General features: G+C 72.5%; 15 protein-coding genes. 11 read left to right on the plus strand and 4 right to left on the minus strand.

The window, feature by feature from the left end:
* Window positions 1–98: 98 nt before the first annotated feature.
* Both RLT59_RS36940 and RLT59_RS36945 read right to left on the minus strand, forming a co-directional pair.
* Complete coding sequence (locus RLT59_RS36940) at window positions 99–926, minus strand: VOC family protein (RefSeq protein ID WP_311307426.1); 828 nt, start codon at window positions 924–926, stop codon at window positions 99–101.
* A 128-nt stretch (window positions 927–1,054) separates the two neighbouring features.
* Entirely contained in the window at window positions 1,055–1,387 is a 333-nt protein-coding gene (locus tag RLT59_RS36945) for a DUF6479 family protein (protein ID WP_311307427.1), read from the minus strand.
* A gap of 200 nt (window positions 1,388–1,587) precedes the next feature.
* On the opposite strand from RLT59_RS36945, the gene RLT59_RS36950 reads away from it, so the two are divergent.
* The 7 genes from RLT59_RS36950 to RLT59_RS36980 all read left to right on the plus strand — a co-directional run bounded on the left by RLT59_RS36950 (window position 1,588) and on the right by RLT59_RS36980 (window position 10,464).
* Entirely contained in the window at window positions 1,588–1,992 is a 405-nt protein-coding gene (locus RLT59_RS36950) for a hypothetical protein (RefSeq protein WP_311307428.1), read from the plus strand.
* 103 nt (window positions 1,993–2,095) lie between these two features.
* Window positions 2,096–2,650, plus strand: coding sequence for a 2Fe-2S iron-sulfur cluster-binding protein (locus RLT59_RS36955; RefSeq protein WP_311307990.1), 555 nt, complete (start codon window positions 2,096–2,098; stop codon window positions 2,648–2,650).
* Window positions 2,647–3,633 carry an FAD binding domain-containing protein gene (locus RLT59_RS36960; RefSeq protein ID WP_311307429.1) on the plus strand — a complete coding sequence of 329 codons (987 nt, stop codon included), beginning with the start codon at window positions 2,647–2,649 and terminating at the stop codon, window positions 3,631–3,633. The genes RLT59_RS36955 and RLT59_RS36960 overlap by 4 nt, the downstream gene beginning before the upstream one ends.
* Window positions 3,634–3,647: 14 nt before the next feature.
* Window positions 3,648–5,747 (plus strand): xanthine dehydrogenase family protein molybdopterin-binding subunit, encoded by a 2,100-nt coding sequence (locus RLT59_RS36965; RefSeq protein WP_311307430.1) that lies wholly within the window; start codon window positions 3,648–3,650, stop codon window positions 5,745–5,747.
* Window positions 5,748–5,920: 173 nt separating this feature from the next.
* Window positions 5,921–6,439, plus strand: a complete 519-nt coding sequence (locus tag RLT59_RS36970) for an ATP-binding protein (RefSeq protein ID WP_311307431.1) — start codon at window positions 5,921–5,923, stop codon at window positions 6,437–6,439.
* A 170-nt stretch (window positions 6,440–6,609) separates the two neighbouring features.
* Window positions 6,610–8,022: an NADP-dependent succinic semialdehyde dehydrogenase gene (locus RLT59_RS36975; protein WP_311307432.1), complete on the plus strand. Its 1,413-nt coding sequence runs from the start codon at window positions 6,610–6,612 to the stop codon at window positions 8,020–8,022.
* A gap of 54 nt (window positions 8,023–8,076) precedes the next feature.
* Complete coding sequence (locus RLT59_RS36980; RefSeq protein WP_311307433.1) at window positions 8,077–10,464, plus strand: phosphoketolase family protein; 2,388 nt, start codon at window positions 8,077–8,079, stop codon at window positions 10,462–10,464.
* 61 nt (window positions 10,465–10,525) lie between these two features.
* Here RLT59_RS36980 and RLT59_RS36985 read toward each other — a convergent pair whose 3' ends face one another.
* Window positions 10,526–11,641, minus strand: a complete 1,116-nt coding sequence (locus RLT59_RS36985; RefSeq protein WP_311307434.1) for a baeRF3 domain-containing protein — start codon at window positions 11,639–11,641, stop codon at window positions 10,526–10,528.
* Between the two features lie 182 nt (window positions 11,642–11,823).
* Here RLT59_RS36985 and RLT59_RS36990 point away from each other — a divergent pair, with 182 nt between their 5' ends.
* Window positions 11,824–12,387 (plus strand): hypothetical protein, encoded by a 564-nt coding sequence (locus RLT59_RS36990; RefSeq protein WP_311307435.1) that lies wholly within the window; start codon window positions 11,824–11,826, stop codon window positions 12,385–12,387.
* A gap of 10 nt (window positions 12,388–12,397) precedes the next feature.
* A complete protein-coding gene (gene glsA / locus RLT59_RS36995) occupies window positions 12,398–13,732 on the plus strand; it encodes a glutaminase A (protein WP_311307436.1) in 1,335 nt (444 codons plus the stop codon).
* Between the two features lie 32 nt (window positions 13,733–13,764).
* Here the strand turns inward: glsA and RLT59_RS37000 are convergent, their stop codons facing one another.
* Window positions 13,765–14,589, minus strand: a complete 825-nt coding sequence (locus RLT59_RS37000) for an endonuclease I family protein (RefSeq protein WP_311307437.1) — start codon at window positions 14,587–14,589, stop codon at window positions 13,765–13,767.
* A gap of 230 nt (window positions 14,590–14,819) precedes the next feature.
* Between RLT59_RS37000 and RLT59_RS37005 the strand changes: the two genes are divergently transcribed.
* The gene (locus tag RLT59_RS37005; RefSeq protein ID WP_311307438.1) at window positions 14,820–15,044 is read left to right on the plus strand and encodes a hypothetical protein; all 225 of its coding nucleotides are present in this window, start codon (window positions 14,820–14,822) and stop codon (window positions 15,042–15,044) included.
* Window positions 15,045–15,136: 92 nt separating this feature from the next.
* On the plus strand, window positions 15,137–16,294 hold the full coding sequence (locus RLT59_RS37010; protein ID WP_311307439.1) for a methyltransferase: 1,158 nt from the start codon (window positions 15,137–15,139) through the stop codon (window positions 16,292–16,294).
* Window positions 16,295–16,323: the final 29 nt, after the last annotated feature.

Raw genomic sequence — 16,323 nt, forward strand, 5'->3', positions numbered from 1 at the left:
GCATCTCACGGGCACCTCCACGCCTCACCCGGCCGGTGACCGACGCGCGATGCCGTCCGGATATCCTAGGGTCTGTCCGGCGGATCACGCCCGGTCCGTCACGCCGGGGCGGCCGCGGCGGGGTTGTGGACGTCCGTCAGGGTGAAGAGCCCGCCGTCCGGGTCGAGCAGCGTCGCCTCCCTGGCGTCGGGCCGCGACAGCTCCTCGACGAGCGAACCGCCGTGCTCCCGCGCCGCAGCGACCGCGGCTGCCACGTCCGGGACCGGGAAGTTGACCTGCCAGTGCGGCCGGACCAGCGGATCGGGGGCCGCCTCGACCGCGCCCGAGCTGATCCGGGCCAGCTGACGCCCGCCGCACGTGACGACGACCTCGTCCTTCGCGTACGACACCTCGCAGGAGCCGGGCTGTCCGTTCGCCCAGTCCAGCACCTCGCCGTAAAAGATCGCGGCGTCGAAGGCGTTCCTGGTGCGGAGCCGCAGCCAGGCATGCGAATGGCCGTCCGGCGCGGGCGGCGACGTGGCGGGCTCGGTCCGCTCCCAGATGCCGAACCCCGCCCCCTCGCGGTCGGCGGCCAGCGCGCCGCGCCCCTTGCCCAGAGCCAGCGGTCCCACCGCCACCGTGCCGCTGCGCTCACGGATCCGGGAAGCGGCCGCATCGGCGTCCCCGACGGCGAAGTAGGGCGTCCACGCCACCGCGACGCGGAACGTGGTCGCCACCGCGCCGATACCGGCGACCGGGACATCCCCGCGGCGGGCCACGGAGAACTCCTGGCCGAGCTTGCCGGGCCGGAAGGTCCAGCCCATCACCGGGCCGTAGAACTCCTGGGCCGACTCCAGGTCCCAGGTCATGAGGTTGACCCAGCACGGTGCCGCGGGCCCGGTCAGAGGCGCGGGAGCGGGTGCCGGGCCGGAGCTGCTTGCGGTCATGGTCCTACTGCCTTCATGGGGTGTGCGGCGGATGTGTGCCGATGGCCTGCGGCCCTCACCAGCCTCACCGCGGCTGCCTGCTCCCGCAACACGCGCGGCGGTGGACCGGCCGCCCGCGGCCTCCCGTCTCAGTCGCGCCTCTCGTCGTTCTCCTGGCGGACCGTCCCGTCCTGGTGCTCACCGAGCTCGTACGGCGAGAGCCCGTGGCCGTCGGCCGGGAAACTGTCGTCCGCGTGGACGTCGGGCTCCTCCAGGTGGGTGCGGTGGTCCGGTGCCACCGGCTGCTCCTCGGGCCGGGGCGGCGGTGGTTCCTGGGCACGCCGCCGCCTGCCCAGCCACACGGCACCGATCAGCATGGCCACCAGGACCACGCCTACGACGGCCATCACCACCCCGGTCGCTCCCCGCCCGTCCGCGAGGGTGAGGGCCAGAGAATTCAGGGCTCCATCCGATACGTCCATGCATGCGGGATACCCCGGGACCGGGTCATCATTCAGTGCGAAGGTCGAATTCATGTTTTAAGTGGATATCTAAGTGAAAAGCGTTTCGAACGGTACGAGTCGTCTCATGGAACCCGCCCCCGCGGCGGCGGGTTCCGCTCGCCTCGCAGACACCCGGCAGCGGGGAGAGCCTGGAGGTACACCCTCAGGAAGGAACCGCGGTGAACAGCACACGGGAAGCACAGACGGAGGAGAACCAGCAGGGCGGCGAGGTGTCGGTGGTCCTCAGCGGTTGCGCGAAGGACGACGCCGGCACGGTCTTCGACGTGCTGCGGGCCGCGTTCGCCACCGACCGGGCCTCGGCCGACGTGCCGCAGGACGTCACGGGCAAGCGGCCCACCGTCTGGACCGCGACCGTCGACGTCACCGAGGAACGCGTCGTGTCCGGGACCGTACGGCTCGGCGCGACCGTCACGGTCGATGTCCAGGGCGGCTACTGGGCGGTCGAACGGCTCAGGCACAGCCTGGCGGGAGCCTTCGCGGTCCGGGTCGTCGGCACGGTCTCCGGCGACCAGGAGGAAGAAGTGCGGCTGCGGCTGGCGGACAAGCAGGCCGCGACCGCGTGAGGCGGCGTGACGCGCCATGAGCTGAGGCGAGCCGAAGCGATGTGACTCGGCAGGACACCGAGGACCGACCCCGAACGAAAGGCTGCGGCACGTGTATCCCACCATCCGACGGGAGGACGGCGGAGAAGACCCGCGAGCGACCGCCGGCCGCTCCGCACTGACCCTGAACGTCAACGGAACCGAGCGGACCCTGACGTTGGATCACCGCACCACCGTCCTGGACACGCTCCGTCACCACCTGGGCCTGACCGGTGCGAAGAAGGGCTGCGACCACGGCCAGTGCGGTGCCTGCACCGTCCTGGTGGACGGCCGGCGGGCGAACAGCTGCCTGCTCCTGGCCGTCGCGTACGACGGCGCCCGGATCACCACGATCGAGGGACTGGCCGACGGCGACCGGCTGCACCCCCTCCAGGAGGCCTTCCTGGACCGTGACGGGCTCCAGTGCGGCTACTGCACGCCCGGCCAGATCTGTTCGGCCGTCGGAGTGCTGGGCGAGGCGGCAGAGGGCTTCCCCTCCCACGCGACCGCGCACGACGCGCCCGTCACCGCTCCGGCGCACCTGGACGCCGCCGAGATCCGTGAGCGGATGAGCGGCAACCTGTGCCGGTGCGGCGCGTACCCGCACATCGTCGAGGCGATCGAGGACGTGGCACCGTGAAACCCTTCGGCTATCTGCGCGCCGGATCCGTCGCCGAGGCGGTCCGGGAGAGCGCGGCCCACCCCGGAGCCCGGTTTCTGGGCGGCGGCACGAACCTCGTCGACCTGATGAAGCTGGGTGTCGAGACCCCGGGCCTGCTCATCGACGTCAGCCGGCTCCCGCTCGACCGGGTCACGGAATCCGCCGACGGGACGCTGCGCATCGGCGGGACGGTACGCAACAGCGACCTGGCCGCCCATCCCTCGGTACGCACCCGCTATCCCGCCCTCTCGCAGGCGTTGCTGGCCGGCGCCTCCGGGCAGCTGCGCAACACCGCCACCACCGGCGGCAACCTCCTTCAGCGCACCCGCTGCCCGTACTTCCAGGACACCTCCAAGCCCTGCAACAAGCGCGAACCCGGCGGCGGCTGCCCGGCCCGCGAGGGAGCCCACCGCGACCTCGCCGTCCTCGGCCACTCCACCGCGTGCGTCGCCACCCACCCCTCGGACATGGCGGTCGCCCTCGCCGCCCTCGACGCCACGGTCGTACTGCACGGACCGGACGGCGAACGGACCGTGTCCGCCACCGGCTTCCACCGGCTGCCCGGGGACGACCCGGCCACCGACACCGTGATCAGGCCGGACGAACTCATCACCGAAGTCCTCCTGCCGCCGCTGCCCGACGGCACGGTCTCGCTCTACCGCAAGGCCCGCGACCGCGCCTCGTTCGCCTTCGCCCTGGCCTCCGTCGCCGTCGTCCTGAACGTCCGCGACGGGCGGGCCGAACACGCCGCCCTCGCCTTCGGAGGCCTCGCACACCGCCCCTGGCGGGCCCGCGCCGCCGAGGAGATCCTCCGCGGCGCACCCGCCACGGACGGGACCTACGAAGCCGCGGTGGACGCCGAACTCGCCGCGGCCCGCCCCCTGCGCGACAACGCGTTCAAGGTCACCCTGGCCCGCCGGCTGGCCGTCGACGCCCTGGCCGAACTCGCAGCCCGCCCCTGAAGAGGACCCCCACCATGAGCGACACCCTCCAGCCCCTGGGCGCCCCCGTCGTCCGCCGCGAGGGCCGGGACAAGGTGACCGGCACCGCACGCTACTCCGCCGAACGCAACCTGCCCGGCTGCCTGTACGCCTGGCCGGTGCCCGCCACCGTCCCGCGCGGCCGCGTCACCGCGATCGGCACCGCCGACGCGCTGGCACTCCCCGGAGTCCACGCCGTCCTCACCCACGAGAACGCGCCGCGGACCCGCGAACCGGACGATCCCATCCTCGCCGTTCTCCAGGACGACCGGGTGCCGCACCGGGGCTGGCAGATCGCCCTCGTCGTGGCGGACACCCTGGAAGGCGCGCGGGCGGGTGCGCAGGCGCTGGACATCAGCTACGAGAGCGCCCCGCACGATGTCGTACTGACGGCTGACCACCCCGGCCTGTACACCCCGGAGACAGCCAACGGCGGCTACCCGGCCGTCCGCGAACGCGGCGACTTCGACCGGGCGTTCGCCGCCGCGCCGGTGAGGATCGACGCCACGTACACGCTCGGCGCCCTGCACAACCACCCCATGGAGCCGCACGCCACGACCGCCCACTGGTCGCCGGAGGGGCATCTCACCGTCCACGACTCCAGCCAGGGCGCCACCAAGGTGCGGGACAGCCTCGCCACCGTGTTCGGACTGCGGCCGGACCAGATCACCGTCGTCTCGGAACACGTGGGCGGCGGCTTCGGCTCCAAGGGCACCCCGCGCCCCCAGACCGTGCTCGCCGCCATGGCCGCGCTGCACACCGGCCGCCCCGTCGAACTCGCCATGCCCCGCCGCCACATGCCCGCGGTGGTCGGTCACCGCGCGCCCACCTTCCAGCGCGTACGGCTCGGCGCCGAGGCCGACGGCACCCTCACCTCGGTCGCCCACGAGGTCGTCACCCACACCTCCACCGTCAAGGAGTTCGTGGAGCAGGCCGCCGTACCGGCCCGGGTGATGTACGGCTCAGCGCACAGCCGCACCGTCCACCGGGTCACCGCCCTCGACGTCCCGAGCCCGTCGTGGATGCGCGCCCCGGGCGAGGCTCCCGGCATGTACGCGCTCGAATCGGCCCTGGACGAACTCGCCGCTGCCCTGGACATCGACCCCGTCGAACTGCGCCTGCGCAACGACCCGGCCGAGGAGCCCGACTCCGGGAAACCCTTCAGCAGCCGGGGCCTGGCCGGCTGTCTGCGGGAGGGCGCGGAGCGCTTCGGCTGGCACGGCCGCGATCCCCGCCCAGCGACCCGCCGGGAGGGGGCGCTGCTGCTCGGTACGGGCGTCGCCTCTGCCACGTACCCCGTCTACCTGAGCGCCTCCCACGCCTCGGCCCACGCGGCGGCCGACGGCTCGTACCGCATCGCGGTCAACGCCACCGACATCGGCACCGGCGCCCGCACCGTCCTCGCCCAGATCGCCGCGAGCGTGCTGGAGACCCCGGTGGAGAACGTGAGCGTCGACATCGGCAACAGCGACCTGCCGGACGCTCCGCTGGCCGGGGGCTCCTCCGGCACCGGCTCCTGGGGCTGGTCGGTCCACAAAGCCGCGGCCGGCCTGGCGCGCCGGCTCGGTGAGCGCACCGGAGCGCTGCCCGAGGAGGGAGTGACGGTGACCGCCGGCACCGACAGCGAGACGGCGGCCGAGTCCCCGTACGCCCGGCACGCCTTCGGGGCGCACTTCGCGGAGGTCGCCGTCGACAGCAGGACCGGCGAGGTCCGGGTGCGCCGGATGCTCGGGGTCTTCGCTGCCGGACACATCCTCAACTCCCGCACCGCGCGCTCCCAGTTCATCGGCGGAATGACCATGGGGCTCGGCATGGCGCTGACCGAGTCCAGCACCATGGACCCGGTCTTCGGGGACTTCACCGAGAGCGATCTCGCCTCATACCACGTCCCGTCCTGCGCGGACGCGGTCGGCATCGAGGCGCACTGGATCGACGAGAAGGACCCTCACCTCAACCCGATGGGCAGCAAGGGCATCGGTGAGATCGGCATCGTCGGCGCGGCGGCGGCGATCGGCAACGCCGTCCGGCACGCCACCGGTGTCCGGTTCCGCACCCTCCCGCTCACCCCGGACCGGCTGCTGCCGCACCTGCCCTGAAGGAAGCAAAAGCCCCGGTCACCGGGGGTACGCGGCCGGATGTGTTGCGCAACCGGCTCCACCGGGTCACCCTAAGGAGTGACCCAGAAGTGACATCTGCTCACTCTTTGCATTCGGGGGTCGTTAGTTCAACGGGGCGAAGCATGTGGGCCTCGATGTGAGGAGCCTCGACGATGACCGTTCCACTCGACCGGCACTATCTGGTCGAACTCCAGGTTTCGGCAGAGCGCGTGTCCCAGCTGCGGCGGATCATCGCCGCGCATCTGCGCCACTGGAGTCTCGAACTTCACGTACGGCCCGTGTGCCGTGCTGTGGAGGAGCTGCTGACCAACGTCCAGCGGCACGTCGGTGACGACAACACCTGTGTCCTCGAACTCCGCTGGTCCGGACGGCACCTCACGGTCTCCGTCTCCGACAACGGTGCCGAGATGCCCCGGCTGCTCCACGAGGGCGGTGGGCTCAGCAGGGTGATGGCGCTCAGCGACAGCTGGGGCACCTGCCGGACCGCCGAGGGGAAGGTCGTCTGGTTCACCCGGTACGCGCAGGAGCCGCAGCACATCGCGCTGGTGCCGCTCCCGCCGCTGCCCGGCGTCCGCGAGTCCCGCCGCCCGCCCGCGGTGGTCACGGACTTCCCGGCGGCCGAAGCCGAAGCCCCCGCCGGGACCGACGCCCCGGCCCCCGCCTTCGTCTGAGGCGTGCGGCACGGGACGCGCGGCCACCCCGCGGTCCTCCCGTCCGGCGCGGATCGCGTGCGTCCCGCACGCATGATCCGCACCGGACGGGTACGCGTGTGCCGGGCCCGCGTTGCGTCACCGGACGCGGCGCGGCACGGTCGGAGTACCGAGGCAAGGAGGCCACAGTCATGCCCATCGCGACGGTCAACCCCGCGAACGGCGAGACCCTGAGGACGTTCGACGCCCTGGAGGCGGACGAGATCGAGCGGCGGCTCGCCGCGGCGGACACCGCCTTCCGGGAATACCGCACCACCGGGTTCGCCGAACGGTCCCGGCTGCTGAACCGGGCCGCTGATCTCCTGGACGAGGACCAGCAGGACATCGCCCGCACCATGACCCTGGAGATGGGCAAGCCGGTCAAGGCGGCCCGCGCCGAGGCCGCGAAGTGCGCGAAGGCCATGCGCTGGTACGCCGCCCACGCGCAGGAGCTCCTCGCCGACGAACACCCCGCGCCCGCCGACGTGGAGGACTCCGGTGCCTCCCGCGCCTATGTCCACTACCGGCCACTGGGCACCGTGCTCGCCGTGATGCCGTGGAACTTCCCGCTCTGGCAGGTCGTACGGTTCGCGGCCCCCGCCCTCATGGCGGGCAACACCGGGCTGCTGAAGCACGCCTCGAACGTGCCGCAGACCGCGCTCTACCTGGGCGATCTGTTCCGCCGGGCCGGATTCCCCGAAGGCTGTTTCCAGACCCTGCTGGTGGGCTCCTCCGCGGTCGAGGCGATCCTGCGCGACGGCAGGGTGGCCGCGGCCACCCTGACCGGCAGCGAACCGGCCGGCCGCGCGGTGGCGGCGGTCGCGGGCGACGAGGTCAAGCACACCGTCCTGGAGCTGGGCGGCAGCGACCCGTTCCTCGTCCTGCCCTCGGCCGACGTCGCGCGGGCGGCCCGTACCGCCGTCACCGCCCGGGTCCAGAACAACGGCCAGTCCTGCATCGCCGCCAAGCGGTTCATCGTGCACACCGAGGTGTACGAGGAGTTCGCCGAACGCTTCACCGTGGGCATGCGCGCCCTGACCGTCGGCGACCCGCTGGAGGAGTCCACCGACGTCGGCCCGCTCTCCAGCGAGCAGGGCCGCACAGACCTGGAGGAGCTCGTCGACGACGCCGTACGGCGGGGCGCTGTCGCCCTGTGCGGCGGCGGCCGGCCCGAGGGACTGGGCGGCGGCCTGGAGAACGGCTGGTTCTACGCGCCCACCGTCCTGACCAGCATCACGCCCGCCATGCGGATCCACCGCGAGGAGACCTTCGGTCCCGTCGCCACGCTCTACCGGGTCGACAGCCTCGACGAGGCGGTGGAGCTCGCCAACGACACCCCGTTCGGGCTCAGCTCCAACGTGTGGACCCGTGACGCCGAGGAGAGCCGGCGCTGCGTCCGCGATCTGGAGGCGGGCGGCGTCTTCTTCAACGGGATGACCGCCTCGCACCCCGCGCTGCCTTTCGGCGGCGTGAAGCGCTCGGGCTACGGGCGCGAGCTCGCCGGACACGGCATCCGCGAGTTCTGCAACGCCACCACCGTCTGGTACGGCTCAGAGCCGCAGTGAACGCCTCCTCGGCCCCCATGCCCGTCCGCTGTTCCGCTCGCTGAGAAGGTGACCATGAGCGACGCCCCACCGGCCTCACCGACGGCCGGCCCGTCCGAAGAAGAGCTCTCCGCGCTCGACGCGCACTGGCGGGCGGCCAACTACCTGGCCGTCGGCCAGATCTACCTGATGGACAACCCGCTGCTGAACCGGCCGCTCGCCCCCGAGCACATCAAGCCCAGACTGCTCGGCCACTGGGGCACCTCACCGGGGCTCAACCTCGTGTACACGCACCTCAACCGGGTCATCGCCGCACGCGGCATCCCCGCGCTGTGCGTCTGGGGCCCCGGCCACGGCGGTCCCGCGGTGCTCGCCAACTCCTGGCTGGAGGGCAGCTACTCGGAGACGTACCCCGACGTCAGCAGGGATGCGGCGGGCATGGGCCTGCTGTTCAAACAGTTCTCCTTCCCCGGCGGTGTGCCCAGCCACGTCGCACCCGAGACCCCCGGCTCCATCCACGAGGGCGGCGAGCTCGGCTACTCCCTCGCCCACGCCTACGGGGCGGCCCTCGACCACCCGGAGCTGCTCGTCACCTGCGTCATCGGTGACGGGGAGGCGGAGACCGGGCCGCTCGCCGGCTCCTGGCACGCCAACAAGTTCCTCGACCCGGTCCACGACGGGGCCGTCCTGCCCGTCCTCCACCTCAACGGCTACAAGATCGCCAACCCGACGGTGCTCGCGCGCCTCCCCGAGGAGGAGCTGGACGCCCTGCTGCGCGGCTACGGGCACGAACCGCTGTTCGTCTCGGGCGACGACCCGCTCACCGTGCACCGGGCGATGGCCGCCGCGATGGACCGGGCCGTCGACCGCATCGGAGAGCTCCAGCGGGCCGCCCGGACCGGCGGCGACACCGGCCGCCCGCGCTGGCCCATGATCGTGCTGCGCACCCCGAAGGGCTGGACCGGCCCCGCCGAGGTCGACGGGCTGCCCGTCGAAGGCACCTGGCGGGCCCACCAGGTCCCGCTGCCCGGAGTCCGCGACAACCCGGCCCATCTGCGCCAGCTGGAGGCGTGGCTGCGCTCCTACCGGCCGGAGGAGCTCTTCGACGCCGAAGGACGCCCCTCGGAGCAGGTCCTCAGGTGTCTGCCCGCGGGTCCGGCCCGGCTCGGCTCCACCCCGTACGCCAACGGCGGGCTGCTCCTGCGCGATCTGCCCGTTCCGCCGCTCGACGCGTACGCGGTCCAGGTGGACCGGCCGGGCACCGTCCTGCACGAACCGACCCGGGTCCTGGGCGGACTGCTGGAAGCCGTGATGGCGGCCACCGCGGACCGCAGGGACTTCCGGGTCGTCGGCCCCGACGAGACGGCCTCGAACCGGCTCGACGCCCTCTACGAGGCCACCGGAAAGGCCTGGCAGGCCGGGACGCTGCCCACCGACGAGCACCTGGCCCGCGACGGCCGCGTCATGGAGGTCCTCTCCGAGCACCTGTGCCAGGGCTGGCTGGAGGGCTACCTGCTCACCGGCCGGCACGGACTGTTCTCCTGCTACGAGGCGTTCGCCCACATCGTCGACTCGATGGTCAACCAGCACATCAAATGGCTGCGGACCTCGCGCCGGCTGCCGTGGCGCCGCCCCATCGCCTCCCTCAACTACCTCCTCACCTCGCACGTCTGGCGGCAGGACCACAACGGCTTCTCGCACCAGGACCCCGGCTTCGTCGACCACATCCTCAACAAGAGCCCCGAGGTCGTCCGCGTCTACCTGCCCCCGGACGCCAACACGCTGCTGTCCGTGGCCGACCACGCGCTGCGCAGCCGCGACTACGTCAACGTGATCGTGGCCGGAAAGCAGCCCGGCTTCGACTGGCTCACCCTCGACCAGGCCCGTGCGCACTGCGCACGTGGCGCCGGGACTTGGGAGTGGGCGGGGACGGACGACGGCAGCCGGGAACCCGATGTGGTGCTCGCCTGCGCCGGGGACGTCCCCACCCTGGAGGTCCTGGCGGCGGCCGCTCTGCTCCGGCACCACCTGCCCGAGCTGGCGGTCCGGGTGGTGAACGTCGTCGACATGGCCCGGCTCATGCCGCACGACGAGCATCCGCACGGGATGCCCGACTCCGAGTACGACGCGCTCTTCACCCGCGACAAGCCGGTGATCTTCGCGTACCACGGCTATCCCTGGCTGATCCACCGGCTGGCCTACCGTCGTACCGGTCACGCCAACCTGCATGTGCGGGGCTACAAGGAGGAGGGCACGACCACCACGCCGTTCGACATGGTGGTCCGCAACGACCTGGACCGCTACCGGCTGGTCATGGACGTCATCGACCGGGTTCCGGGCCTCGGCGTCCGGGCCGTGGCGGTGCGTCAGGCGATGTCCGACACCCGTACCCGTCACCACGCCTGGATCCGCGAGCACGGCACCGACCTGCCCGAGGTCGCCGACTGGACCTGGGAGGGCTGAGGCCCGCCGCGCACGGCAGGGGCCCGGACGGACGACCGTCCGGGCCCCTGCCGTGCGACGTTCAGTAGCGCAGCGCCGCCGCGATCCGCCCGTGCTCCCTGAGCGAGTCGTCCGCGACGAACACCACCTCCGCGCCGCTGTCCAGCGCCGCCTCGACCAGCTCGTCGACGATGTCCTCGCGGACCTGCTCGTCCGCCGGGTCCAGGGCGTCCGCGCTCATCGGCTCAAGGTGCTCCTGGGCGACCCGGACCGTCTGCTGGTAGTGCTCCTCCACCGCCACCAGGCCGGCCCGCGCCTCCCGTACGGCGGCCCACACCTCGTCGAGACCGCCGGCGAAGGCGTGACGGCCGCGCGCTTCGTCCAGCCTGCCGTCGATCTCGGCGGCGAACCGCTTCTGCCGGGCCTCCAGCGCGGGACGCAGCTCGGTGAGCAGGTCGCCGGGCGTGGTGTCGGCGGGAGCGCCCTTGGTCACCCGTCCGGCCGCCGCCCCGGTGCTCTCACCGACCTCGTCCAGCATCGCCAGCGCGGGAGCGAGGCCGACCAGGTACAGCGGGCGCGGATCCGTGGCCAGGACGCCGCGCAGCTTCTCGTCCACCGTCCGCAGGAACTGGCGGGTGTCCTCGTCGGTGAAGGTGCTCGGGGTGTCCCCGATCCGCTCCTCGCGCTGCGGGTTGGGCGGCTCGTGCGGAGCCGTCAGCGGGAAGCCGCCGATCCGCTCCTCGTGCGCCGCGTCCCCCGTGCCGCTGAACAGGGCCGCGTGGTCGGCGGAGACGGTGAGCGCCCAGAACGGCCGGGCCTGCGCCTTGGCGGCGACCAGGTTGCGGGTGAGGTAGGTGTCGCTCAGCACCACTCGTTCGGGTGCGGTGCGGGGGAGCTGCCAGATCTGGTACTCGTCCGCTGTCGCGAGGACCACCAGCGAGTCCAGGGCCCGGCGCGGATCGATCTCCGCGACCGCCCGGTCGAGCTGCTGCTTGACGGCGGCCCGGGTCTCCCGGCCGACCCGGGGGTCGGCGTCGAGCCGGTTTCCCGCGGCGGCGACCAGGTTGCGCAGCCGGACGGCGTCCTGCGCGTTGTCGGGGGCGCGCCGGTGGGTCGGCATGGTCAGGGACAGGGCGGGATAGGGCTTGGCCGCCCGGAGCTCCTGCAAGAGGCCGGCGGTCAGGGCATCCGTGTCCATCTGTTCCCTCCCGGGGACTTGGCGTACCGCGGTGCTGAGCGGATGATTCGACGAGTCGATTCATACCTTTTGATCCTAATGTGAGCGAATTGGTGTTCCCGATTCCAGGAGGTAGGCGCGATGTCCACGCTCACCCTGGACCGCGGGAGCGAGAGCCGTACTTCCGAGCAGACGGAGCGTCCGTGAACCAGACCAGCCCCGTGCGGCGCGCCATCGGCCGCCGTGCCGCCCGCAGCCTGACCCCCGCCGTGCTGGCCGCGGTGGTCGTCGCCTCCGCCGCCTGCGACAGCTCCGACACCTCTTCGCGGGGGACCGCCAGGAGCACCCGTACGGTGTCGGCGGAGCCGACGGTGTCCCCGCGGGCCACGGAGAGCCAGCGCACCCAGCAGGAGTTGGCGGCCTCGGTGTCCGCGGAGGTGGAACGCAACCGGCAGAAGGCCGTCACCACGCTCAAGGGTGTGAAGGGCAAGGGCGACGCGGTCGAGGACGTCTCCGTCAACGGCCTCGCGGTCAAGCCCTCCGAGCAGTTCCGCAGCGCTCTCGTCCGGGTGACCAACCCGACCGGCAAGGCCGCCTTCTACGCGGTCAAGGTGGACTTCACCGACTCCTCCGGCAAGGTCCTGGACTCGGTGGTGCTCGGCTTCGTGGACGCCCCGCCCGGCCGCACCGTCAGCCAGCACGCCAACAGCCGCAAGGCCGCGGGCGTCAAGTCGTTCCCACGGATCGCGCAGGCCGAGCGCGGCTGACGGCCGGCCGGTGAACGCCGCGGAGGCGGTCACGGACGCTTTGCGCGAACTGCACACCCGGTTCGGCGGTCTGCGCGACGGCAGGCTCGCCGACTACATCCCGCAGCTGGCGCTGGCCGACCTCGACGCCTTCGGGCTGGCCCTGATCAGCATGGACGGCCACCGCTACAGCACCGGTGACGTCGAGGTGCCGTTCACCGCCCAGTCCGTCTCGAAACCGTTCGTCTACGCCCTGGCCCTGTCCGCGCTGGGGCTCGACGAGGTGGGCCGCTGGGTCGGCGCGGAGCCCAGCGGCGAGGCGTTCAACGCCATCAGCCTGGAACCGGGCACCGGGCGACCCGCCAACGCCATGGTCAACGCCGGCGCCATCGTCACCACCGCGCTGGTCCCCGACACCCGGGACGCCCCCAGGTTCGACCGGATCCTCGACTTCCTGAGCCGCTTCGCCGGCCGGCGGCTGGACGTCGACGAGCAGGTGTACGCCTCCGAGGCGTTCGCCGGCGACCGCAACCGCGCCCTGGCGTATCTGATCCGCAGCGCGGGTCCGCTGCCCGTGGACCCGGTGGCGGCCGTGGAGACGTACTTCCGCCAGTGCGCGGTACGGGTCACGGCGCTGGACCTGGCCGCGATGGCGGCGACCCTGGCCAACGGGGGAGTCCATCCGGTCACCGGGGACGCCGTGGTGCCGGAGCCCGTCGCCGCGCACGTCCTGGCGGTGATGGCGACCTGCGGGATGCACAACGCCTCGGGCGACTGGCTGCTCCGGGTGGGGCTGCCGGCCAAGAGCGGGGTGTCCGGCGGTCTGATCGCCGCCGGACCGGCCCGGTTCGGACTCGCGGCGTACAGCCCGCTCCTCGATCCGGCCGGAACCTCCGTGCGGGGACAGCTGGCGCTCGGCGCGCTCTCCGAGCGTTTCGGGCTGCACCTCATGCACAACCCGGCCCTGGCGGGCTCCACCGTCACCCTGGTCACCACGGCCGACGATCTGCCCTCCGCGCCGGCGGGGGAGCGGGAGCGCGCCCGCCGCGAGCGGGTGGCGGTCGTCGCGGCCCAGGGCGCGCTGGACTTCACCGCGGCCGAGCGGGTGCTGCACGCCCTGGACGAGTCGGGCCCGGGGGACACGGCGGCCGTGGTGCTGGATCTGCGCCGGGTGACGGCCATCGACACGGTGGCCCGGACGATGCTGAACGGCGGACTGGCCCGGCTCACGGCGGGCGGCCGGCGCGCCGCCGTGGTGGACCCGGCGGGCCGGCTCGCGGGACAGGGCGCCACCGCCGGGGCTTCCCGGTACTTCGTCTCCCGCGAGGACGCCGTGGACTGGTGCGCGCCGGGGCGGACCGGCTGAGGCCCGGCCCGCCCGTCCCGCCGGCCGGCGGCCTACCAGATGGCGTCCACCCATTCGGGGTGGTCGACGAACGGGTTCCGGTTGTGCTGGTACTGGTCGAATATGACGTCGTTGCGCCGCTTCTCGAAGGTGTCCGGCGGGTCCTCCTGGCTCCACGCCTTCAGTACGGAGAGCCTGCCGATGTTCGGGGCGGAGCCGTTCGACACCTGGTCGTTGGGTTCGAGGTCGGCGAAGGAGTCGTCGCCCTCGTACCGCACGGCCATGTAGAGGATCATGCGGGCGACGTCGCCCTTGACGGCGTCGCGCGGTTCGAAGGAGTCGCCGTCGGTGTAGTTGCCGGGCGCCCCGCTCACCGCGCTGCCGCCGTTGTCGAAGTCCTTGTTGCCGCGGACGGAGTTGACCGACACGTCCTCCGGGCGCAGGTGGTGGATATCGGTGCCGGGGCCGGTGGCCGTGCCGAAGTCGCCGTGGGACTTGGCCCAGACGTGCTCCCGGTTCCACTGGCCGGTGCCGCCGCCGTTGTCGCTCTTGGGCTCGGAGATCCCGGAGTAGAGGAGGATCACGTTCGAGGAGTTCGCCGGGTCCTCGTCGGTGTCCTTGAGTGCGTCCCAGACCTGGCTGTAGGTGAGCGTGGACTGGTCGCTGATGATCGTGTGCAGGGCGCCCTTGAGCGCGGTGCCGGTCTTGCCGAGCGCGTCCTGGTAGTACGTGTCGTCCAGCGCGCCGAGCGGGGTGGCGGCAGTCGCCGGAGCCGGCGGGGAGCCGGCCGGTGCGGCGGCCGCGGTGCCGGTGAGCACCGCGAAGGCGGCGAGAGTGGCCAGCAGCGGGCGCCGGTACGAAAGGTGACGACGGGACATGTGGGGTGTCCTCTCCGGAAATATGGGCACCGCGGCGCCGGCGAAGGGTGGGGGGCGGCTGCCGCGGTGGTCGTGTGATGGGTGGTCAGCGGGAGCCTTCCACACGCACCGTGACCCGGGTGTGAACGCTGCGCACCTATCATGTGCAGGTCAAGTGAGGGTCGGTGCCGGGCATCGGATGCGCCCCCGTCGGCACGGGGCGAGAATTGCCGCAAGGACGAGGAGGCGGCATGAGCGACGAGCCCGAATCCGTATCCGCACCGCTGCGAGCGGACCCATCCGCACTGCGGAGCGTGACCCCCGACAGTCTCCTGCACACCGGCGCGAGCGATGATCCGTCGCCCGAGGACCTGGTGCTCGCCTCCGGGCGGGACCTGACCCCGCAGACCCTTGAGTGGGCGCGGCGCAGGCTGGCCAGGGAGGGCCGGTCGGCGATCGACAAGCAGCTGCCGTAGCCGCGGCCGGGCGGCGCGGCGGCTGTCGCGCGCCCTCCTGGCGGCCGGAAGTGTTCGGGTGTCTCCCGCCGCTCGGTTAGCCTGAACGCTATATGAACCGTTTGACGACGTCAGGGGCCGGTTACGACCTCGCCCGATCCCCCGAGGACCCCCGCGACCCCTTCCGCGCCTGGGACGCGGCCGACGAATACCTGCTGCGGCACCTGGAGGGCATCGACGGGGCGAGTCCGGTCGACCTGTCCGGCAGCGTCGTCGTGGTCGGTGACCGCTGGGGCGCGCTGAGCACGGTACTGGCCGGCCACCGGCCGGTACAGATCACCGACTCCTACCTCGCGCAGCGGGCCACAGCGGCGAACCTGGAACGCAACGGGGCCGGCGCGGACGCCGTACAGCTCCTGTCCGCGCGTGACACCCCGCCGGAACGCGTCGACGTCCTGCTCGTACGGGTACCCAAGAGCCTCGCGCTCCTGGAGGACCAGCTGTACCGGCTCGCGCCCGCCGTCCACCCCGGGACCGTCGTCATCGGCACCGGGATGGTGAAGGAGATCCACACCTCCACCCTCAAGCTGTTCGAGCGCATCATCGGCCCCACCCGCACCTCCCTCGCGGTCAAGAAGGCCCGGCTCATCCACTGCACACCCGAGCCGGCCCCGGTCCGCGCGAGCAGCCCGTGGCCCCACCGCTACGAGCTGCCCGACGACGTCGGGGCCGTCGCGGGGCGGACTGTCACCAACCACGCCGGGATCTTCTGCGCGGAGCGGCTCGATATCGGCACCCGCTTCTTCCTGAAGCACCTGCCGGCGCGCAGCGGGCCGGAACGCGTCGTCGACCTCGGCTGCGGAAACGGCGTCCTCGGGCTGTCCGCCGCACTCACCAACCCCGAGGCCGAGCTCACCTTCATCGACGAGTCGTACCAGGCGGTCGCCTCGGCCGAGGAGACCTTCCGGGCCAATACCGACGCCGGCGCCGAGGCCCGCTTCGTCGTCGGGGACGGGCTGGCCGGCACCGCGCCCGCGAGCGTCGACCTGATCCTCAACAACCCGCCGTTCCACTCGCACCAGGCCATCACGGACGCCACCGCCCGGAACATGTTCCACGGGGCGCGTGCCGCGCTGCGCCAGGGCGGCGAGCTGTGGGTCGTGGGCAACCGGCACCTCGGCTACCACACCCAGCTGCGCCGTACGTTCGGCAACTGCACCACGGTGGCGGGCGACCCCAAGTTCGTGGTGCTGCGCGCCGTCAAACGCTGACGCCCGGACGCCGGGACTCCGTGCCCCTT

The organism is Streptomyces sp. ITFR-6 (assembly GCF_031844725.1).
GTDB lineage: Bacteria > Actinomycetota > Actinomycetes > Streptomycetales > Streptomycetaceae > Streptomyces.